The organism is Bacillus sp. AF62 (genome assembly GCF_050312695.1).
Taxonomy (GTDB): Bacteria; Bacillota; Bacilli; order Bacillales; family Bacillaceae_G; genus Bacillus_A; species Bacillus_A cereus.
In genome coordinates, this window is record NZ_JBNPJZ010000093.1 from 17424 (window position 1) to 38204 (window position 20781).

The window sequence follows — 20781 nt, forward strand, 5'->3', positions numbered from 1 at the left end:
TACATTTGTTACAATAGTAAAAATAGAGGAGGGACGTTATATGCCAAAGGGTACAGGTAAGGTTATTGCACAAAATAAAAAAGCGTTTCATGATTATTTCATCGAAGAAACATACGAAGCAGGGCTTGTCCTTCAAGGAACGGAAATTAAGTCGATTCGCGCTGGTCGCGTGAACTTGAAAGATGCGTTTGCACGTGTACATAATGGTGAAGTATGGGTTCATAATATGCACATTAATACATACGAACAAGGGAATCGTTTCAACCATGATCCACTTCGTACGAGAAAATTACTTCTTCATAAAAAAGAAATTGATAAGCTAGCGGGCGCTGCAAAAGAAACAGGTTACGCATTAGTTCCACTTAGAATCTATTTGAAAAATGGATTTGCAAAAATGGCACTTGGTTTAGCAAAAGGTAAGAAACAATACGATAAACGTCACGATTTAAAAGAGAAAGAAGCAAAACGTGAAATTGCACGCGTGTTCCGTGATCGCCAAAAGATGTAATACAGATATTTACATTTGTAAAACGGCGCGCGTATGATATAATAACTTATGTAAGGTTGTTGCACATTGAAAAACAGCTTTTAGTAGCTATCACGATATTTTCTTCGTATGCTCCATTTTTATCATGGGGACGTTACGGATTCGACAGGGATAGTTCGAGCTTAGGTTGCGAGTCGAGGGGATCGGCCTCGTTAAAACGTCAAAGCCTATAATTGGCAAACAAAACAATCTTTCTTTAGCTGCTTAATTGCACTAAAGGTTCCTCCCTCCATCGTCCATGTGGTAGGGTAAGGGACTCAAACTAAGTGGACTACGCCGGAGTTCGCCGTCTGAGGACAAAGGAAGAGAACAACCAGACTAGCAACTTGGAAGCCTGTCGATAGGCCGAAGAGTTCGCGAAATGCTAATATATCGACTACACTCGTAGAAGCTTAAGTGCCGATATTTTTGGACGTGGGTTCGACTCCCACCGTCTCCACCAATACATATTTGGTGGTTTTTTTATTTTGTATAACAGGAAGCATAACTTTGCATGATGTGCAGGTTTATGCTTCTTTTTTGTTATGTAAAGATATGCTTCTTCAAAGTGATATTAATTAATAATTCATGTTGTTTTAGAATAAAGTTTGTTCAAGTTAAGCAAATAACCTTGATAAACAAACAAAAAGAAAAAAGCGTGTTTTGAAAAAAGTTTGTTCAAAACACGCCCTTGATATTTTCAATTGGTTTATTCTTTTATAAAAAGTTGGATCATTTCCTATCTATATTGCTCAACAATTCCACCCTATAGCTTAATAAGAAAACCTTTTATTCAAATACAACCATTTCTCCGACATCTATAAATCCAAATCGCTTATAGATATTTTTCCCATCATCTGAAGCCTGTAATACAACTGGTTTTTGTTTATCTGTTGTTTGATTTAGAAGAAATTGAAACATTTCACTGCCAATTCCTTTACCTCTAAATGTTTCTTTTGTCATCACATCATAAATACCATAACTATCTTTGCTTTCTATTAATAAACCAGTAGTTACAGGCATGTCATCTATGCATCCAATAAACATTTGAACTTCTGAACCTAATTTTACTTGTGAAAACTTATTAAAATAACTTTCTAATGCATCTTTTTCTGGTGTACCCTCAAATAAGCTCATGAATACGTCTATATATTTTAAAAGTTCTTCATTATTTTTCACATTAGTAATCATAAGTTGATGGGAAATTCTTTGATCAACATTAAGAGTATTGTCAAGTTTCATCATTACATTACGTTCCGCTTCTTTTAGGTCATATTCTTGCATAAGTTTTGTCCAATCCTCAGTTAAATACTGAGCATCAATCCAAATACTAAAGGGATATTTTTTATATGAAAAATTATCGATTCCATGTCTAATCTTAACTGCATTTTTGATATTTGGAGATTTCGGCAATACAACATTGAATGTATCAGTAGGAATTTCTGTATTTGCTATGATGAAATCTTCTTCCTTTGTAAGTTTTCCACTAACTGTATGAGTAAATACTTTTAATTTTTCTTCCAAATTGTTTATTACTAATTGTTGATTTGTAATCATGTTTTTGCACCTTTCAATTCAATTTAGCGCGCTTTTTTTTATTATAAGGTCAACTAAACACTAAATATACAGTGTTCACAGTATTTACATCCTCCCATAATATTCAGAAAACATTGAAGTGATTTGTTTTCTAGATTTAAAGTAATAGAAAGAATACCGTTTTTTCATTTTGTGGTTTTATAAAATGCTTAAGTTGATGGGAATCGGGCGGTACCTCTGAAACAGAAAATGAAGAACTAGTTATTGATGATAAGCAGATAGATACTATAGCTGACCGTAAACGCCCAATTGGTGAGATCTCATTAAAATTTCACTTTATTCAAATCTCTATATGTTTTGTGTTTTTATCCATACCTATTGTAAGATTATATAGAGTTCTCCTAATAAACTGTTTTAATGGATTATTTAGGAGTTTTAAATTTATAAATCTTAAATTGTTTTTTGGGGATAATTTTTTATCTAAATAAGTTATATTGAAGTAGAGGTGAACCATCGGTGAAGCAGGTGTTGGTGATTAAAAATGAACGGTCTTCAGCAAAGAAAATTGTAAGCGGTCTAACGCAAGAAGGCTATTTCATTTTAAAACTTCACAATGAAAACCAAGGTTTAAATATAATATATGAACAAGATTGGGATATTATCATATTGGATTGGGATTCATTAAGTATATCCGGACCAGAAATTTGTAGACAAATACGATTAGTTAAAACGACACCGATCATTATTGTGACCGACAATGTTTCTAGCAAGGATTGCGTAGCAGGGTTACAAGCAGGAGCAGATGATTATATCAGAAAACCATTTGCGAAAGAAGAATTAGTAGCAAGGGTTCAAGCAATTTTAAGAAGAAGTGATTGTAACCAGCAAAAGGAGATAAACTTTTTTCAGTTTAAAGATCTCTTTGTTGATGCATCAAGCAATATTGTGAAAAAAGGTGGCGAAAACCTGTCGCTTACGAAGCGCGAGTACGATTTACTTGTATTTTTAATCAAGAATAAAAACACAATATTGAGCCGTGAAATGCTTTTGAATCAAGTATGGGGATATAACGTAGTAGTAAATCCAAATGTAGTAGACTTATATATTGGGTATGTAAGAAAAAAGTTAAAGTGCGAGAAGAAAGACAGATATATTCAAACGATACATGGCAGAGGCTATTCAATGATTGACTGATAAAAATAAGATAATAAAAAATGAGTAAAATTATTTCATTCGGTTTTACTCATTTTTTTATTAAATATGATAATCAAATAGTTTCTTAGAAGTATTAAAAGACGTGAAAAAATGGATTACGAAAATATTAGCTATTAATGAGCGTGTTTTGTAGAGGAAATCATGGTTAATCAACACGCCTGACGTCACATATTACTTTTTATGCCTGATTTTATGAATTCACACCATTCACAAGATTTTCACAGAATTAATGACTATACTAATTAACAGGATGTTCAAATGAAAATGATTATCAATAGCGATTCAATTGAATAAAAGTTACCTTCTAATTCAATCTATGGATGTCATCATTTTCGAAATAAATCACACTATAAGGAGTATACATATGAAAAAATCTATGCTTTTAAAATTAGTGAATATTCTAGCAGTTTTCACTTTAATGTTAGTAGCTTGCTCAGATTCAAGTAAAGAAACTTCGAAGGCTAATAATAAAGATAATGGTAGTGATAAGCCAAAAACGGTTGAAATCACTGATGCTCATGGAACTGTTAAAGTCCCTGTAAACCCAAAGAATGTAGTTGCTTTGGATAACAGAACTTTTGAAACTTTATCTGATTGGGGAATTAAATTAGCGGCTGCTCCAAAGGATATCATGCCTGCTGATTCAGCATATAAAAAGGATGAAAAAGTTCAAAATATTGGGAATCACCGTGAACCAAATCTAGAAATTATTGCAGCGGCAAACCCTGACCTTGTAATCGTTGGTCAAAGATTTGCTGACCATTACGAAGAAATCAAAAAATTAGTACCAAATGCAGCAGTTATTGATCTTAATTTTGATGTTTCTGAGAAAGCTACTAAGCCTGGCGAAAACTTAGTAAAAGGACTTAAAGATTCTACAATTACTTTAGGAAAAATCTTTAATAAAGATAAAGAAGCTAAACAATTAGTAGCTGATTTTGATAAATCTATTGAAAAAGCAAAATCTGCTTATAACGGAAAAGATAAAGTTATGAGTGTTATCGTTACTGGTGGTAATATTGGTTTTGCTGCTCCACATTCTGGTCGCGTTTGGGGACCAATGTATGAAATTTTCGGTTGGACTCCAGCGTTAGAAGTTTCAAATTCTACTGCAGGTCATAAAGGTGATGACGTTTCTGTTGAAGCTATTGCACAAACAAATCCTGATTGGATTTTCGTATTAGATCGTGATGCTGCAACATCTGATGCAGCTAAGTCAACACCTGCTAAGGATGTTATTTCTAAATCACCTGCTCTTCAAAACACAACTGCTGTTTCTAAAAAACAAGTTATTTATGCACCAGAAGATACTTACACAAATGAATCAATTCAAACTTATATAGAGTTATTTGGAAATATGGCAAAAACTTTAGCTAAGTAGTGTAAAGGGGTACGAAACAGTGTCAAAAAATATGATTTCTAGGGTTGAGAATATTTCTCAACCCCAGTTTTATAATCAAAATAAAATATGGACAAAACCTTTTATAATAGCAGTTATAGTTGTTATAATTTTAGGGATTATATCACTGTTTACTGGAGTTTATGATATACGTGGACAAGAGGACGGGACAGAGATGTTTTTCATAACTCGTGTTCCGAGAACAGCTGCATTAATGCTTACTGGAGCTGCGATGGCGATGGCAGGGCTCGTAATGCAACTCATTACACAGAATCGCTTTGTTGAACCTACTACAACGGGGACTATTGAATGGTCAGGCTTAGGCCTGCTTTTTGTGTATTTATTATTTCCTGCCCCTACTTTAGTTCAAAGAATGACTGGTGCAATCATTTTTTCTTTTATAGGAACTATGATTTTCTTTCTATTTTTAAGAAGAGTTAAGCTTCGTTCGTCTTTAATTGTTCCGATTATTGGATTGATGCTTGGAGCAGTAATTTCTGCAGTGTCTACTTTTTTAGGACTCCTTTTTCAAAAGACGCAAAGTATTGAAACTTGGTTTGTAGGTTCATTTGCTAACATTCAGGTGGGAAGATATGAATATTTATGGCTGATTGTTATCATTACTTTTCTTATTTTTATGTATGCTAATAGATTGACTTTAGCTGGACTAGGAGAAGATGTCGCAACAAGTCTTGGAGTTAATTACAATAGAATTGTTCTTTTTGGGACTGCTCTTATCTCTGTTGCAGTTGGAATTGTTGCAGCTGTTATTGGACACTTACCTTTCTTAGGATTAATTGTGCCAAATATCGTTTCAATGTTTAGAGGTGATGATCTTAGGAGTAATTTACCTTGGGTTTGTGTGATCGGAATGGGATCAATAACTGCCTGTGACATCATTTCTCGAACAATTATACAGCCTTTTGAATTACCTGTTTCTTTAATACTTGCAACAGTGGGAGCAGTCGTGTTTATTACTATTTTATTGAGACAAAGAAAACCAAGGAGGCTACGATGATCACATTAGAATATAGAAAAAAAGAAAATGTCGAAATCGATTCTAGCCTTCATAATGAAAGTAGATCAGCTAGCGCTTTTCGTTCTAAGAAGGAAGCAAGGCGTTATTGGATTTTACTGATAACATTGATTGGTTTAGGTCTCCTTTCTTCATATGGCCTTTTAGTGTATAACAATCCAGTTCCGATAGATTCACCTTCTTTTATCCCAGTCGTTAAGAGAAGGATAGTAGCTATTGTTGCAATGATTATTGCTGCGGTTTGCCATAGCTTGTCGACAGTTGCTTTCCAATCTATTACGAATAATAAAATTATTACTCCTTCACTTTTAGGTTTCGAATCACTTTATTCAGCAATTCAAACGAGTACAGTATTCTTCTTTGGTGCTAGTGCGTTAATAAATTTTAATGGAATTGGCTCATTTTTATTCCAAGTTGTTGTTATGGTCTTCATGAGTTTAATACTTTATGGATGGTTACTTTCCGGTAAATACGGGAATTTACAACTTATGCTTTTAGTTGGAATTATTATTGGTACCGGGCTAAATTCTGTGTCAACTTTCATGAGAAAACTACTTGCGCCTTCAGAATTTGATATTTTACAAGCAAGATTATTTGGTTCTGTTAATCATGCAGATCCTGCATATTTTCCTATTGTAATTCCTATGATCATAATTGTAGCGGTATTAATTTTTGCTCATTCTAAGAATTTGAATGTTTTGTCACTAGGAAAAGATGTTGCTACTTCTTTTGGAGTTAAATACCAACCTAGTGTAATTTATACGCTTGTATTAGTAGCTATTTTAATGTCCATTTCAACAGCTCTAATTGGGCCACTTACTTTCTACGGCTTTTTAGTGGCAACTTTGAGTTATCAGGCAGCGTCAACTTATGATCATAGATATATTTTTCCGATGGCTTTTGCTATAGGATTTTTAATAATGACGAGCGCATACTTTTTAATGTATCATGTATTCCATGCTCAAGGTGTAGTTTCAGTTATTATTGAATTATTTGGTGGAATCATATTCTTAACTATAGTTTTAAGGAAGAGGGCTTTATGATAAAAATCGATAATGTTAAAAAGTTCTATACTGATAAGGTAAAAATAGGACCTTTGGATATTGAAATACCAAAAGCAGGCTTTACTTCTTTAATTGGACCAAATGGTGCTGGAAAGTCAACAACACTTTTGATGATTGGCAGACTGTTAGATATGGATGAAGGCCAAATTCAGGTAGCAAATATGGATGTTTCTGAATCCAAATCAAAAGATTTAGCAAAAGTTTTGACTATATTGCGACAAGAAAATCATTTTGTAACTAGGCTTACTGTGAGACAACTAGTTGGATTTGGGCGCTTTCCTTATTCAAAGGGAAGATTGACTAAAGAAGATGAGGCTATCATCTCTAAATATATCGATTTCTTAGATTTAACTAGTTTAGAGAATAGATATTTAGATGAGCTTTCTGGTGGTCAAAGACAAAGGGCATATGTAGCGATGGTATTGTGCCAAGAGACGGAATATGTACTTTTGGACGAACCTCTGAACAACCTTGATGTTGCTCGTTCTGTTCAAATGATGGAGCATTTGAGACGTGCAGCTAATGAATTTGGACGAACAATTTTGACTGTCATGCATGACATAAATTTTGCAGCTAAATACTCGGATAAAATTTGTGCTATGAAAGATGGACAAATTGCTGCTTTTGGAACAGTAGAAGAAGTTATGGACCCAACACTTTTGACAGATATTTTTGAAACAAAAATAGAAATTATTAATGGTCCTTATGGGCCGATCGCAGTTTATTAGTTATAAAATGTCTTGCGTAGATTATGCAAGCTACTCTAGTTGAAGTTGCTGTCTATATTTTATAGGCAGCAGCTTTTTTTATGTGATTACTCATAAAATGCAAAAGAATGCTTCACCTTTTCAAGTATGTACCAAACGAAAAAATATCTCTGTATAATTTTTCAAAAGAATTCAGCTTGTTTTTTGTATATGTAATATTGCATATCAGAGTGTATTGATAAAAGTGTAAGGGGTCACTATAATGAGGGCATAAAGATAAATCACATTTTCGTAGCAATAAAAAGGAGGAAATAATATGGAAATCGCAATGGCAGTTTTAAAATTTGTAGGTGGCGTAATCCCGTTAATTCAAGAACTTTTAAAAGCATTTATGTAAATTTATTAGTTAGCAATCATTTATCAATCATTATCATATTTTACTAAAAAAAGAACGGGGTGATTTTTCTGAATATTAAGAAAAACACTAAAAGAAGAAAGTTCCTTGCATGTTTATTAGTTAGTCTATGCACTATTAATTATTCATCTATTTCCTTCGCAGAAACACAAGCAAGTAATGCAACTGATGTAACCAAAAATGCTAGTGGCATTGATACTGGTATAGCAAATCTTAAATATAATAATCAAGAGGTTTTAGCTGTAAATGGTGATAAAGTAGAAAGTTTTGTTCCGAAAGAAAGTATCAATTCAAATGGTAAATTTGTAGTAGTGGAACGCGAGAAAAAATCACTTACAACGTCACCAGTCGATATTTCAATTATTGATTCTGTAGTGAATCGCACGTATCCAGGAGCTGTACAACTTGCTAATAAAGCTTTTGCAGACAATCAACCGAGTTTATTAGTGGCTAAGAGAAAGCCTTTGAATATTAGTATAGACTTACCGGGCATGAGAAAAGAAAATACAATCACTGTCCAAAATCCGACATATGGTAATGTAGCTGGAGCAGTAGACGATTTAGTATCTACTTGGAATGAAAAGTATTCTACAACACATACGTTACCTGCAAGAATGCAGTATACGGAATCTATGGTTTATAGTAAATCACAAATTGCAAGTGCTCTTAATGTTAACGCTAAATATCTTGATAACAGTCTAAATATTGATTTTAATGCGGTTGCAAATGGAGAGAAAAAAGTGATGGTAGCGGCGTATAAGCAAATATTTTATACGGTAAGTGCTGAACTACCTAACAATCCATCCGACCTTTTTGATAATAGCGTTACTTTTGACGAGTTAACTCGAAAAGGCGTAAATAATTCGGCTCCACCTGTTATGGTTTCAAATGTAGCTTATGGTAGAACGATTTATGTAAAATTAGAAACAACATCTAAGAGCAAAGATGTACAAGCTGCTTTTAAAGCCTTACTTAAGAATAACAGCGTTGAAACAAGTGGACAGTATAAAGATATTTTTGAAGAAAGTACCTTTACTGCTGTAGTATTAGGCGGAGATGCGAAAGAACATAACAAGGTTGTTACTAAAGATTTCAATGAAATCCGAAATATTATTAAAGATAATGCTGAATTAAGTCTTAAAAATCCAGCATACCCAATTTCATATACAAGTACTTTCTTAAAAGATAATGCAACTGCTGCTGTTCATAACAATACAGATTATATTGAGACGACAACTACAGAATATTCAAGTGCTAAAATGACACTTGATCATTACGGTGCTTACGTTGCTCAATTTGATGTATCTTGGGATGAATTCACATTTGATCAAAAGGGTAACGAAGTACTAACACATAAAACGTGGGATGGTAGTGGAAAAGACAAAACGGCTCATTACTCTACAGTTATCCCTCTTCCACCGAATTCAAAAAATATAAAAATTGTAGCAAGAGAATGTACAGGTCTTGCATGGGAATGGTGGAGAACAATTATTAATGAACAAAACGTTCCATTAACAAATGAAATAAAAGTTTCAATTGGAGGAACAACATTATACCCAACAGCTAGTATTAGTCATTAAGTATAAAAAAACACTTTTTCCACGGAAGAAGTGTTTTTTTATAGGGAATACAAATAAAATTATTTTCAAAATATGTGGTTGGAATTCAAGTAAACGCAATTTTAGTGAATACATTTTAAAGTCTTGCAATCAAATCAATCTTGATATATAGTTTAGTTAAGTAAACTAAATTAAATTGTATTCGGGGGTTTTGAAATGGAAAAAGAAATAATTTCAAACGAAAATAAACAAAAAAAGCCATTGCTTTTTAAAATTGGAATAGGACTTCTAATCGTATATGTTCTACTTTGGGGAAGTGCTTTAATCATACCATTTACTTCACTTTCGACGCAGGTAAAGACCATTGTCATTCCAGGGTGTATAGTAATAGGAGAAATTCTATTTTTGATAGGTGCTGTCTTTGTTGGAAAAGAAGTGGTGGCAAAATATAAAAAGTATTTAAACCCGAAAAATTGGAGAAGAAAAGGTGAGAGAGAGAAGTATGATAAATAAAAATATAGCTGAGGAAATCAATCAAACACTTGAAGAACTATGGATATTACTTGAAACGAAAGAAAGATCTTATACGAATTTTAATTTAAATAATCAGCAATATACGTTGTTAACATTAATTATTAGGTACCCATCATCCACTCCTAAAGAGTTAGCTGAAAAAATGAATGTGACGAAAAGTGCCATTAGCCAGCAGTTAGTGAAACTTGAAACGGAAGGATATATTTTCAGAAGGCAACATGCAGAAGATAAACGTGCATTTTCAGTTGAATTAGGTGAGAAAGGCTTGTTATATAAAAAAGAAATGGACGCATATATGCAACAGGTTTCTGAAAAATATTATGCAAGTTTATCACCTGAAGAGTTAACAAACCTTTTATCAGCGCTTCAAAAGCTAACGAAAGTAATTGATGAGCTGTAGTGGTTATTCAATGTAAAAAATAGTATACGCTGAACAAAACGGTCAGCGTATACTAATTCATGTTTCGAATATAAAAAGTAGATTTTTAATCAAATCAATTAAAAACTAAATTGTGGTTTCATATCACCTTTATAAGGTTCATGTTCAACGAATATAGTTATATCCTTACCAGTTTGGTCTTTACCAATTCTTTTATACGTAAATTTATTCTTATTTAGTTCAGTAAGCTCAAGAGCAGCACCGTATTTATTATTTCCAATTGAAACATGGGCTCTTATTTTATTTTCGTGTACAACATCGAAGTAGCCATAATCACCGCGGCTTTGACCTGTTTCGCTATTGAAGAACTCATATTTATTAGATTTGTCATCAAATTTTGCTAAACTTATATAATTCGAATTAAACTGTGTTACATCGTTACCAGCTTCGTCTAATACCTTTGTTCCGTGCCAAAGGGTACCGCCCAAAATTTTATCTCCATCAACGTTTTTAACAATATCTCCTGTAGTCGTGTTCAGCTGCTTGTCCGGATCAGTGAAAGAAAGTTCTTTTTCTTTATATGGGACATGTTCAACGAAAACTTCTACATCTTTACCGTTAGCGTCTTTCCCCATTCGTTTATAAGTAAATACATTTTTATTTAGTTTTGTCATGTCAACGACAGCTTGATACTTCATTGATTCTGAAATTAATATTCTCTTCTTCCCATCATTTGTGACAAAGAAAGTTCCTTTATCGCCACGACTTGCACCTGTTTTAGCATCAAAAAATTCATATCTGCCTGACTTCGCATCATATTTTGCAAGACCAATGAAGTTTGCATTCTCTTTTGTTAAGTCATTCTTATCTTTGTCATACACTCGTGTACCTTGCCAATTTGTCTCGCTAAGAATATTAGCCATTTTTTGCCCTTTAGTTTATTTATTTTCCTTTTTTGTTTCTTTAGCAACTTGTTCTTGTTTTTGTTTCCCATGATTTTCTTCAGCTTTAGTACCAGCACACCCTGTTAATGCTAATGTGAATCCGAGCAATACGGATGATAGTGCTTTTGCTTTTTTGTTCATGTTTTATCGTCTCCTTATTTTATGATTTCAAGTAGTACGGTTAGCGATTATAGTAGCAGTGCGTCATATATGAACTTAGTTGCTACGTTTCTTATGTTAATACCCGACTATAAACTGCCTCTAAATAAAACATTAAAAAAAGATAAACTAATTCCTAAAATTTGTTCATATTTATAAAAAATTGCTAGCTTGCTGTAGTACCTACGAGTAATCCAAAAAATACATTGTAAAGAAGAAGGAAAGCCACTAACAATAATGTAATTGCTAATAGAGCTAATCGATTGTAGTGCAAAACTTTTGAGAAAAACTGTAGGAGAAATGAAGATTTTATAGAATTCGTTTCGTATAGGAAGGGGATGCCCATGTTTGATTCAACAGATTTTAAGATTATACAATTACTACAAGGAAACGCTAGAATGAACTGGAAGGAAATTGGGGAGATAGTACATTTGACTGGTCAGGCTGTTGGGAAGCGAATTAATAAATTAGAAGAGGCAGGTGTCATTCAAAAATATACGATAAATATTGACAGGGCTAAGCTAGAAGGATCTATTATGACCTTTGTTACACTATTTTTGCATGCACCGCATTATCATAATCAAATTCAAAATTTTTTTGAAAAAACGGACGTAATTACTGAAATGTATCGTATAAGCGGCGATGGTTGCTATGTCATGACTCTTCACACATCTTCGCATCAGCAATTAGAAGAGACTCTTGCAGATGTTTTACATTATGGTGATTATCGTATAAATACTGTCATTAAGACGATGGAAAAAAAGAAAGAATAAGATACTTATCCTTTCTTTTTTCATATGGAACTGTAATTCTTTATTTGCTTTTGGTTATAAAACAGTTTGCTGACATGACTGTTGCATAAATATCACCAAACTCTAATGCACTCATGAACGATTGATGAGCGTGTACTGCGGGGATTAGATTTCTTTGGAATTCTAAATCTTTTGTTGTACAAGCATCTTCAATTACAATACATTGAAATCCGAAGTCACTGGCAGCGCGTACTGTTGCATCAATACATACATGAGTCATCATACCGCAAATGACTAGTTGGTCTATTTTTTCTGTCTTTAATGTTTCTAATAAATTTGTTCTTAAAAAACTGTTGGGGTGATGTTTTTGTAGGACTCTTTCGTTAACAATCGGTTGTGCATCATCATGAATTTGAACACCTACTGTATCAGGTAAGAAGAAAGTAGCTCCTTCATTGTTCGCGATATGTTGTACGTGAATAACTGTTTTCTGTTTTTCACGAAATACTTTCAAAACTTCTTTCGCTTTTTGTGCGGCTTTTTCAGGTTGATGTAATTCCATATTGCCGCCTTCAAAGTAATCATTTTGTATGTCTACTAATAGTAACGCTTCGTTCATCGTTATTCCCCCATACTTAGTGATTCAGCACGTTATTTGTACTGTACCGTTATTATATAAATTGTAGCTATGCGGAAGTAATAACGGTATGAAACGATTTTAACGGATATAGTTTCAGTGTGAAAAAAGTGAAAGTTGGTATAAGTACAAATGGATTTTGTGGAATTCACAGCAAGGTTATAGATAGAGTGGCATCGCAGGGTTAAAAATCATACCTTTGCTGGAGGAGCGGGTTATGTTTTTTTATGAGGAAATGCGATTTTAAGTTTTTGCTGAAGATGTTTTTCTAGGATATGCTGTGAGTGATTGGAGTGAGGTAGTGTCAGATATTGTCGACCAATCGATATATTGGAAAAATCGTTGATATATTGTGAGTTGTGATAGATATATTGAGAAAATCGTTGATATATTGTGAGTTGTGATAGATATATTGAAAAAATCGTTGATATATTTGTAAAGGGGTGTTTGAGGTGATTGTGAAAGAGAGAAAAATGCCGATTTATATAAGACAGTTAGAAGCACTTCTTAGAAGGTTACCTGTACATCATCCGAAACGAAATTTAATTGGAGAAAACTTGGCAAAACACATGGCGGGGTATAAAGGAGAGCAAGCGATTGATTATCCGCTTAGTTTTATTTCTGAGAAAGAGTATAGTGTTTTACATGATGTTCGCTTATGTAATTATGATAAATACTTTCAAATTGATACTATTATCCTTTCCACAAAGTTTCTTCTTTTTCTTGAGATAAAAAATATAGCAGGTACATTAATGTTTGATGCAAAGTTTAATCAACTTATCTGAATAACAGAAGGAAATTCAGAGGGATTTCAAGATCCGGTTTTACAAATAAAAAGGCAAGAAATACAACTAAAGAAATGGTTAAACTCACATGGATTTTCCTCTAGTCTTCCAATTGAGTCCCTCGTTGTTATTAGCTCGCCTCGTACCATTATAAAATCTTCAGATGACAATCTTCTTCATACAATTATTCATAGTGCCAATTTACCTCATAAAATAAAGTGGTTTGAAAGTAAATATAAGAGAAAAGTTATAGATAATGTAGATAGGCTCATTCATCAAATAATAGCGGAGCATTCTCCACTTCAACAAAATATACTTGAGCAATATAAAATAGAAAAAGAGGAGTTGCTAAATGGAGTACAATGTGAGAAATGCTTAGTTATTCCAATGGTTAAAGTTAAGAAGGGTTGGCGTTGTACAAGTTGTAAAGATTTTTCAAAAGTGGCACATGTGGATGCTATACGAGATTATGCATTGCTCATTAGTAAGACATGTACGAATGGTAATTTGAAAGAGTTTCTCAATGTTTCGTCGGGTATGGTTGTAAACAGAATTCTCCAAACACTAAATCTTCCCTACACTGGAAACAACAAAGGACGAATATATGATTTAACTTCTTTCCAATCGTAATTTTGCTATAATAAATAAGTACTTATACGAAGGGGAGTCTAAAGAGAAAATGAAGTCATTTAATATCGATCATGTTATAGCTAGTGTTTTGCAATGGATATTAAATATAGCTTTAATTATATTATCCATTGTGTTATCAATTTTCTTAGTGAATGAGACGATCACGTTTGTGCAGTATATTTTTTCGTCAAAAGAGTATACGTCTTATAAATTGGTTGAAAGTATCATCGTCTATTTCTTATACTTCGAGTTCATTGCATTAATTATTAAGTATTTTAAATCGAATTATCATTTCCCGTTACGTTATTTTATTTATATCGGAATTACGGCTTTAATTCGATTAATTATTGTGTCTCATGAGGAACCGATGGAGACGTTATTATACGCAGGAGCAATTCTTGTTTTAGTTATTGCTTTATACATATCGAATATGAGAGATTTGAGAAAAGAGTAGTAGTGCAGACGTAAGTTTGCACTACTTTTTTCATCTTGACCTTCAAGTTGCTTGAAAGTTTACAATGAAATTAGGGCGTTTGAAATCGAAAAAAATTGAGAAATTAAGTGAAGAGGTTTCTTTTACTTGGAGGTTATAGGAATGAATCAGGAATTGAAGTTACGTCCATTAGAGCGAGAAGATTTAAAGTTTGTACACGAACTTAATAATAATGCACATATTATGTCTTATTGGTTTGAAGAGCCTTATGAGGCATTTGTGGAGCTGCAAGACTTATATGATAAACATATACATGATCAAAGTGAACGCCGATTTATCGTTGAGAAAGACAATGAAATGGTTGGATTAGTTGAGTTAGTAGAAATCGATTATATTCACCGTAGAACAGAATTCCAAATTATTATTGATCCGAATTATCAAGGATATGGTTATGCAGTGGATGCGACGCGTTTAGCAATGGATTACGCTTTTTCCGTACTAAATATGCATAAGATTTATTTAGTTGTAGATAAGGAAAATGAAAAAGCAGTACATGTTTATAAAAAAGTTGGGTTTATGATAGAAGGTGAGCTTATCGATGAGTTTTTCGTTGATGGTAACTATCATAATGCAATAAGAATGTGTATGTTCCAAAAGGCATACTTTGGCACAAAATAACCGATTGGAAGAGCTATAGATAAAATATTATCTGTAGCTTTTTTGTGATGTGAAAAACATTTTTATTGTAAAACGATAAATAATTGTTGATTTTTAATAATTTCAGGCGTATTATGATGGTAATAAGATCAGTGAGAATTAAAGGAGAGCATATGATGAAAAATAAATACGTAGTAGCTATTTCTTTAATGATTTTAGCGATTATTTCTTTAACTATACATGCTTCAAACAGTAAAGTAGGAGCGGATGGATTCCTTGAAGAACCTTTCTTTTTCCTAGTACCGATAAGTTATATATTGTTCCTTAGTGGTATAGGTGTATTATTATTTGGATTTATTACTTCCAAGCTAAAAAAGGGCAATAGATAGGGGCAACCCATAGGGACAAAACACTTACTATGAAATAGAAACATACCATATGGAAGAAAAAGAATAAGTGAGATGAATCATGATGAATCATCATTTTTATAATGGAAGACAAGTAGGAGCAGCTATTACACTGGCTGGGGCACAGGGGACAATTCATGCTATGAATCAAGCTATTCAAATGCAACAACAAGCATATTTTGCACAAATGATGCAAAGTCAGTATATGCCGTATTCACAGTTTCCGATGCAAATTGTACATTACGATGTACATCCAGCTGGTTTATTTTCCATTCCATATGGCGGGACATATTTCTTATGAAAGAAAGCGACTGGTTAGAGTCGCTTTCTTTTTTTATCCCGCTATGGGCGGCCTGATTAAAGTTTCATTTTATATTCCACCTAGCTTCATCCCAAGGAATGCGAAGAGGATACCAATTATGTAAGTAGCACTTAAATATAAAAGGAAGATGTATAGTTTTTTACGATTGAGAAGCTGAACAGATTCTAATTTAAACGTAGAAAATGTAGTGAATGCGCCCATAAATCCAGTACCTAATAATAGTTGCCAGCCTGTAGTGACTCCGTTGCCAATTATATATCCAAGTAAAAACGCCCCTGTTATATTAATAAGGAATGTAGCAATTGGAAATTGTGTTTTATTTCTTTTCTTAAACCAATTGCTAATTGCAAATCGTGTAATCGCACCGAAAAATCCTCCTGTTGCGACTAATAAAGCTTCTATCATGAGTAATCACCTTCCGTAAGAGATTTCTTAATTAAGAAATCTCCAAGTGTATAGCCAAGGCCAGACATAATGAGGCCACCAAGTATGCTGCATGATACATATAAGAAGGCTATGCTCCACTCAGAATGATTGATTAATTGCACAGTTTCTACACTAAATGTTGAAAAAGTCGTAAAGGAACCGATGAATCCAGTTCCGATGCCTGTGATAACCTCTGAAGGTAAGATGTTTAGCCGAGCGATATAAGTAGTTAGCCACGCTAAGAAAAAGCAACCGATTAAGTTAATGAGTAATGTTGCCAATGGAAATGAATGATGCCAAAATGTGTTGATATTAAGACCTAAATAATAACGAGAAAGAGCTCCTAATATACCAGCAATGCCAAAGATAATATAAATCAATTTTCTCACCTCTTTAAATAGCTTACTCAAAAAAATAGACTCCTACCAGTATCTATACTGGTAGGAGTCATTAGCTAAGCAGCGTTTATGGCGAACTCCATCGCCTATGATTATTACATATAGTGTACTAAATATAACGTTTAATTTCCAGTGAGGAGGAGGGTGTAACTTTTCTTTTTTTGATGTCTGAAGGCTTTTTAAGTAATTAAAATGGGATCGATTGCTTATCAACTAAATATAGTGATATAAGGTTTTAATTATGATAAAATGTTTCTTATGTGTGTCGTTTTATTTTATTTGACTGAAAATAAAGAAAAATAAATTCGCGTGAAAAGGAGTCATTTATTTGAAGAAATTTTTAAAAATCATATTTATATGTGTTTTAGTAGTAGCAGGCATTGTAGGAGGATTTCTAGCGTATATGACACTTACTAAAGAACAGCCTGCTGATGTTATAAGTTTGAAGGTGGAGAATAATAAGGAGCGCGTATTAGCGACTGGAAATGAATTTAAAGTTACGACATTTAATATTGGCTATGCTGGATTAGATAAGAATCAAGATTTCTTTATGGATGGTGGAAAGGGATCTGGTTCAAGTAGTAAAGAGCAAACGGAAACTAATTTAAAGAATATGCTTTCGTTTTTACAAAATGAGAATAGTGATTTTGCGTTATTACAAGAAGTTGATATAAAGTCACTTCGTTCATTTGATGTAAATGGACATGAATTTTTGAAAAAAGGATTACCTGATTATGTTTCGTCATTTGGAAAGAACTACGATACGAAATGGGTTCCGGTGCCAATAACAAATCCAATGGGCTATGCGGAGGCTGGATTAAGTACGTTTTCTAAATACACTGTTCAAGAAGCGAAGAGGTTCCAGCTTCCTGGAATGGAGCCTTGGCCAAAGCGTTTGTTTGATTTAGATCGAGCAATTGTGGAGTATAAAATTCCTGTTAATAATGGGAAACATGTTAGACTCGTAAATTTACATTTGTCTGCTTATGATGAAGGCGGGAAAATTAGAAAACAGCAAGTAGAGTATTTAAAAGAATATATGAACAAGCATTATGAAAATGGTGATTACGTAATAATGGGCGGAGATTGGAATCAATTGGTTTCGAACGCTCAATTAAGTGATCCGAAGTTCGTGAAAGAGCGTCCTGAGTGGTTAGTAGAGTTACCGAAGGACTTTACGGATGGTGGCTTTAAGTGGGCTGTAGATCCGTCTGTTATGACTGTGAGAGATGATGTGAAGAAATATGTAGAAGGTGAAAATTTCGTCACTATTATTGATGGCTTTATCGTTTCACCGAATGTAGAGATTGTAAATGTACAAGGGAAAGATTTAAAGTTTGAAAATAGCGATCATAACCCAGTGAGTGCAGTATTTAAACTGAAGTAATTGATATGTATAAGTAGAAGGTGGGGCTTCATATGGAGTGGTTAAAGAGGACTTGTTTTTCTAACCTTGAGAAAGAATCACAGAAAAATCATTTATTACTGTTTATAACGATTTGTAGTTTCTTCCTTGGGATAATCGCGATTGGGTATTATGGATATATTTTTACAGAGAGAGCAATAGCGTTTTGGATTTGTGGTATTTCTGTCGTTGTATTTGGAACGCTTTTTACTTTTATAAAAAGTATGGAATCAGCGTATAAATATATCATGACATTTATGTTGCTTACAATGTCTTACATTATGGTACAAGCTTTTAATGAAAGCCCGGCTGTATTTCAAATGGTCTATTTTACATTAGCTGTTTCACTTATTTACTTAAGTGAGCGCCTCATTTTAATTCTTGGCGGGGTAGCTGTTGTGATCACATTTATCCTTTGTAGCTATTGGCCGGAGCAATTTTTTGCTTATACAGCCTCATCTGAAGCTGCTAATTTCGCAAGTTTGTTAGCGATTGTAACAATCGCTATGTGGGGCGTCACGAAAATCGGTTCTAATCTGCTCCTTCGTTTAAGTGATGAGAAGCAAGAAGTAATGAGAAAAGCTCAGGAGTTAGAAGAGACGCAAAGACTTATTGAAGAAACAGTTGTGAAACTAGATAGTAATTTCAATCATTTAAGACAAAATATGAACACGTCGATGGAATCGATGAGTGAAATTAATTTTGCCTTTGAAGAGGTAGCAGTTGGTACGCAATCACAATCAGAAATGATGTATCGTTCGGTAGAAGTATTGAATGATATGGAGGGAAATATTGAACAAATCATCTCTCAAGTAAGAACTGCATCGGCTCGTGTGGATGAAAGTTTAGAAATTTCAAAGGGTAGCGTACATACTTTAAGAAATTTTGAAGCTAACATGAGAAGTTTAAATGATGTTGTTTCACAGTCTGGAATTATATTTAGAGATTTAATGATGCAATCGAAACAAATTAATGAAATTGTAGATGTAATAACGAATATTTCAAGTCAGACGAGTTTGCTAGCTTTAAATGCAAATATTGAAGCTGCGAGGGCAGGCGAGCATGGAAAAGGTTTTGCTATTGTAGCGAGTGAAGTGTTAAAGCTTGCTGAAGAATCAAATCGTTCTGCGGGAAGAATTCAAGGGATTTTGAAGGAGTTTAGTAATCAAGCAAGTAAGGTAGAAGTGCAGGTAGAGAAGTCAGAAAGAGTACAAGAAGAATGTAACGAGATGTTAGCAAGCGTTTTAACAAACGTAACTGATTTAGGGAAGTTTATTGATACGATTAATGAAGTAATGCGAGAGGTTGTTGTTCATCAAGAAAGTTTCCACGTTAAAACGACGAATATCGTAAAGGATGTTACGTATGCTTCTAACGTAATTCAGCAAACTTCTACAGCTACAGAAGAAGTGCTAGCGAGTGTGGAAGAAGAAAAACATCGAAATGATACGTCAGTGAAGACGTTACAAACTGTTAGCGAGCAAGTGAAGTTGTTAGAAGATATTTTAGAAAAGTAATATTGCTTGGAAAGAGCACAAATGATGTGCTCTTTTTTCATTGAAATGAATACTTGATAGGAATTTAATTGCTTTTCTGCGCGTTTTCTGCCAAGCTTAAGGAGATAAAGTGAGACTAGTACATACTGATTATTAGCCCTCACTAATCAAGCTATCCGCAAATAGCGGAATAAAATACTTCAAAGAAAGAATTATATAGGTGACGCATATGATCGAAGTTAAGACTTCTGAACTTAGTGATGGAGAATTTAATAGAGGTGTATTTGCAACTCGTGATATTAAAAAGGGTGAGTTGATACACGCAGCACCAGTTATCTCTTATCCGAATGAACAGCATGAACATATTGAGAAAACGTTACTTGCTGACTACGCATTTGAGTATGGGATCAATCATACGGCAATCCTTTTAGGATACGGTATGTTATTTAATCATTCATATAAACCGAATGCAACGTATGATATTGTCTTCGAGAACCATACGTTTAACTTCTTTGCTTATAAGGATATAAAAGCAGGAGAAGAAATTTTAATCAATTATAATGGTGAAGTTGATAACGATGAGCTGTTATGGTTTGATAAAGAAAAAGAAGAGAACGAAAAGTAATATAAAGAGTATAGAAAGAGCACATTCTGTCGGATGTGCTTTTTTTTATTGATGTAAATAAAGTAAAAAGTACAAAAAAATACCACTTTCTTTTTGTATGGTATAGTAAGATACTGAGGGATAGTGTTTTGAAAAAGTCACATATTTTACAAATTGTTGTCTTTCTGATGACATGTCAAGTTTAGTAGTCCATTTGGGTTGCTTTATTATGCAATATATATTTTAATATGAGTGGCACCTCTTATAAATTAAGAGGTTTATAGGTGTCTCGAATTGATTTTGGGTACACTGTATCCACCACTTTAGGTTCTTTCATGTACGTGGGGATATTATGG

21 protein-coding genes, 1 other RNA gene, 2 pseudogenes and 1 riboswitch are annotated in these 20781 nt (G+C 33.5%); of the genes and pseudogenes, 19 read left to right on the forward strand and 5 right to left on the reverse strand.

The window, feature by feature from the left end; translation table 11 throughout:
• Positions 1-40 precede the first annotated feature (40 nt).
• Positions 41-508: an SsrA-binding protein gene (gene smpB / locus ACQRBL_RS24750; RefSeq protein WP_001123920.1), complete on the forward strand. Its 468-nt coding sequence runs from the start codon at positions 41-43 to the stop codon at positions 506-508.
• A 126-nt stretch (positions 509-634) separates the two neighbouring features.
• Positions 635-989: a transfer-messenger RNA gene (gene ssrA, locus ACQRBL_RS24755) on the forward strand.
• A gap of 326 nt (positions 990-1315) precedes the next feature.
• Here ssrA and ACQRBL_RS24760 read toward each other — a convergent pair.
• Complete coding sequence (locus ACQRBL_RS24760; protein ID WP_016123739.1) at positions 1316-2083, reverse strand: GNAT family N-acetyltransferase; 768 nt, start codon at positions 2081-2083, stop codon at positions 1316-1318.
• Positions 2084-2578: 495 nt separating this feature from the next.
• On the opposite strand from ACQRBL_RS24760, the gene ACQRBL_RS24765 reads away from it, so the two are divergent.
• The 8 genes from ACQRBL_RS24765 (at position 2579) to ACQRBL_RS24800 (ending at position 10391) form a co-directional block, all read left to right on the forward strand.
• Positions 2579-3256: a response regulator transcription factor gene (locus tag ACQRBL_RS24765; RefSeq protein ID WP_411996024.1), complete on the forward strand. Its 678-nt coding sequence runs from the start codon at positions 2579-2581 to the stop codon at positions 3254-3256.
• 385 nt (positions 3257-3641) lie between these two features.
• Positions 3642-4658, forward strand: coding sequence for a siderophore ABC transporter substrate-binding protein (locus ACQRBL_RS24770; protein WP_411996025.1), 1017 nt, complete (start codon positions 3642-3644; stop codon positions 4656-4658).
• A gap of 19 nt (positions 4659-4677) precedes the next feature.
• Complete coding sequence (locus tag ACQRBL_RS24775; RefSeq protein WP_000042077.1) at positions 4678-5694, forward strand: ABC transporter permease; 1017 nt, start codon at positions 4678-4680, stop codon at positions 5692-5694.
• Complete coding sequence (locus ACQRBL_RS24780) at positions 5691-6755, forward strand: iron chelate uptake ABC transporter family permease subunit (protein WP_000631247.1); 1065 nt, start codon at positions 5691-5693, stop codon at positions 6753-6755. The genes ACQRBL_RS24775 and ACQRBL_RS24780 overlap by 4 nt, the downstream gene beginning before the upstream one ends.
• Positions 6752-7504: an ABC transporter ATP-binding protein gene (locus ACQRBL_RS24785; RefSeq protein ID WP_000590061.1), complete on the forward strand. Its 753-nt coding sequence runs from the start codon at positions 6752-6754 to the stop codon at positions 7502-7504. The genes ACQRBL_RS24780 and ACQRBL_RS24785 overlap by 4 nt, the downstream gene beginning before the upstream one ends.
• Before the next feature lie 435 nt (positions 7505-7939).
• The gene (gene alo / locus ACQRBL_RS24790; protein WP_000576726.1) at positions 7940-9478 is read left to right on the forward strand and encodes an anthrolysin O/cereolysin O family cholesterol-dependent cytolysin Alo; all 1539 of its coding nucleotides are present in this window, start codon (positions 7940-7942) and stop codon (positions 9476-9478) included.
• A 195-nt stretch (positions 9479-9673) separates the two neighbouring features.
• Positions 9674-9970, forward strand: a complete 297-nt coding sequence (locus ACQRBL_RS24795; RefSeq protein WP_411996026.1) for a transporter suffix domain-containing protein — start codon at positions 9674-9676, stop codon at positions 9968-9970.
• Entirely contained in the window at positions 9960-10391 is a 432-nt protein-coding gene (locus ACQRBL_RS24800) for a MarR family winged helix-turn-helix transcriptional regulator (protein WP_000608841.1), read from the forward strand. Before ACQRBL_RS24795 ends, ACQRBL_RS24800 begins: the two co-directional genes overlap by 11 nt.
• A gap of 98 nt (positions 10392-10489) precedes the next feature.
• Here the strand turns inward: ACQRBL_RS24800 and ACQRBL_RS24805 are convergent.
• A pseudogene (locus ACQRBL_RS24805) lies at positions 10490-11455 on the reverse strand (DUF4822 domain-containing protein).
• 362 nt (positions 11456-11817) lie between these two features.
• Between ACQRBL_RS24805 and ACQRBL_RS24810 the strand changes: the two are divergent.
• Positions 11818-12246: an Lrp/AsnC family transcriptional regulator gene (locus ACQRBL_RS24810; protein WP_000460485.1), complete on the forward strand. Its 429-nt coding sequence runs from the start codon at positions 11818-11820 to the stop codon at positions 12244-12246.
• 40 nt (positions 12247-12286) lie between these two features.
• Here the strand turns inward: ACQRBL_RS24810 and ACQRBL_RS24815 are convergent, their stop codons facing one another.
• Positions 12287-12844 carry a cysteine hydrolase family protein gene (locus ACQRBL_RS24815; protein ID WP_411996027.1) on the reverse strand — a complete coding sequence of 186 codons (558 nt, stop codon included), beginning with the start codon at positions 12842-12844 and terminating at the stop codon, positions 12287-12289.
• Positions 12845-13320: 476 nt separating this feature from the next.
• Here ACQRBL_RS24815 and ACQRBL_RS24820 point away from each other — a divergent pair.
• The 5 genes and pseudogenes from ACQRBL_RS24820 to ACQRBL_RS24840 all read left to right on the forward strand — a co-directional run bounded on the left by ACQRBL_RS24820 (position 13321) and on the right by ACQRBL_RS24840 (position 16075).
• Positions 13321-14277, forward strand: a pseudogene (locus tag ACQRBL_RS24820) (nuclease-related domain-containing protein).
• A gap of 49 nt (positions 14278-14326) precedes the next feature.
• Positions 14327-14731, forward strand: a complete 405-nt coding sequence (psiE, locus tag ACQRBL_RS24825; protein ID WP_000834709.1) for a phosphate-starvation-inducible protein PsiE — start codon at positions 14327-14329, stop codon at positions 14729-14731.
• A gap of 141 nt (positions 14732-14872) precedes the next feature.
• Positions 14873-15388, forward strand: coding sequence for a spermidine N1-acetyltransferase (gene speG, locus ACQRBL_RS24830; protein WP_001071090.1), 516 nt, complete (start codon positions 14873-14875; stop codon positions 15386-15388).
• 152 nt (positions 15389-15540) lie between these two features.
• Entirely contained in the window at positions 15541-15756 is a 216-nt protein-coding gene (locus ACQRBL_RS24835) for a DUF3955 domain-containing protein (RefSeq protein WP_223617937.1), read from the forward strand.
• Between the two features lie 79 nt (positions 15757-15835).
• On the forward strand, positions 15836-16075 hold the full coding sequence (locus tag ACQRBL_RS24840) for a DUF3947 family protein (RefSeq protein WP_023523378.1): 240 nt from the start codon (positions 15836-15838) through the stop codon (positions 16073-16075).
• A gap of 69 nt (positions 16076-16144) precedes the next feature.
• Here ACQRBL_RS24840 and crcB (ACQRBL_RS24845) read toward each other — a convergent pair whose 3' ends face one another.
• Together crcB (ACQRBL_RS24845) and crcB (ACQRBL_RS24850) are read right to left on the reverse strand one after the other, a co-directional pair.
• Positions 16145-16501 carry a fluoride efflux transporter CrcB gene (crcB, locus tag ACQRBL_RS24845; RefSeq protein ID WP_000568581.1) on the reverse strand — a complete coding sequence of 119 codons (357 nt, stop codon included), beginning with the start codon at positions 16499-16501 and terminating at the stop codon, positions 16145-16147.
• Positions 16498-16902 (reverse strand): fluoride efflux transporter CrcB, encoded by a 405-nt coding sequence (gene crcB / locus ACQRBL_RS24850; RefSeq protein WP_411996051.1) that lies wholly within the window; start codon positions 16900-16902, stop codon positions 16498-16500. Before crcB (ACQRBL_RS24850) ends, crcB (ACQRBL_RS24845) begins: the two co-directional genes overlap by 4 nt.
• A 54-nt stretch (positions 16903-16956) precedes the next feature.
• Positions 16957-17016: riboswitch (Fluoride riboswitch) on the reverse strand.
• Between the two features lie 232 nt (positions 17017-17248).
• Between crcB (ACQRBL_RS24850) and ACQRBL_RS24855 the strand changes: the two genes are divergently transcribed.
• From ACQRBL_RS24855 to ACQRBL_RS24865, 3 genes are all read left to right on the forward strand, one after another.
• Positions 17249-18307 carry an endonuclease/exonuclease/phosphatase family protein gene (locus ACQRBL_RS24855; protein ID WP_327897753.1) on the forward strand — a complete coding sequence of 353 codons (1059 nt, stop codon included), beginning with the start codon at positions 17249-17251 and terminating at the stop codon, positions 18305-18307.
• 32 nt (positions 18308-18339) lie between these two features.
• Positions 18340-19842, forward strand: a complete 1503-nt coding sequence (locus tag ACQRBL_RS24860) for a DUF4077 domain-containing protein (protein WP_327946268.1) — start codon at positions 18340-18342, stop codon at positions 19840-19842.
• A 208-nt stretch (positions 19843-20050) separates the two neighbouring features.
• Complete coding sequence (locus ACQRBL_RS24865; protein ID WP_000573647.1) at positions 20051-20446, forward strand: SET domain-containing protein; 396 nt, start codon at positions 20051-20053, stop codon at positions 20444-20446.
• Positions 20447-20781 lie beyond the last annotated feature (335 nt).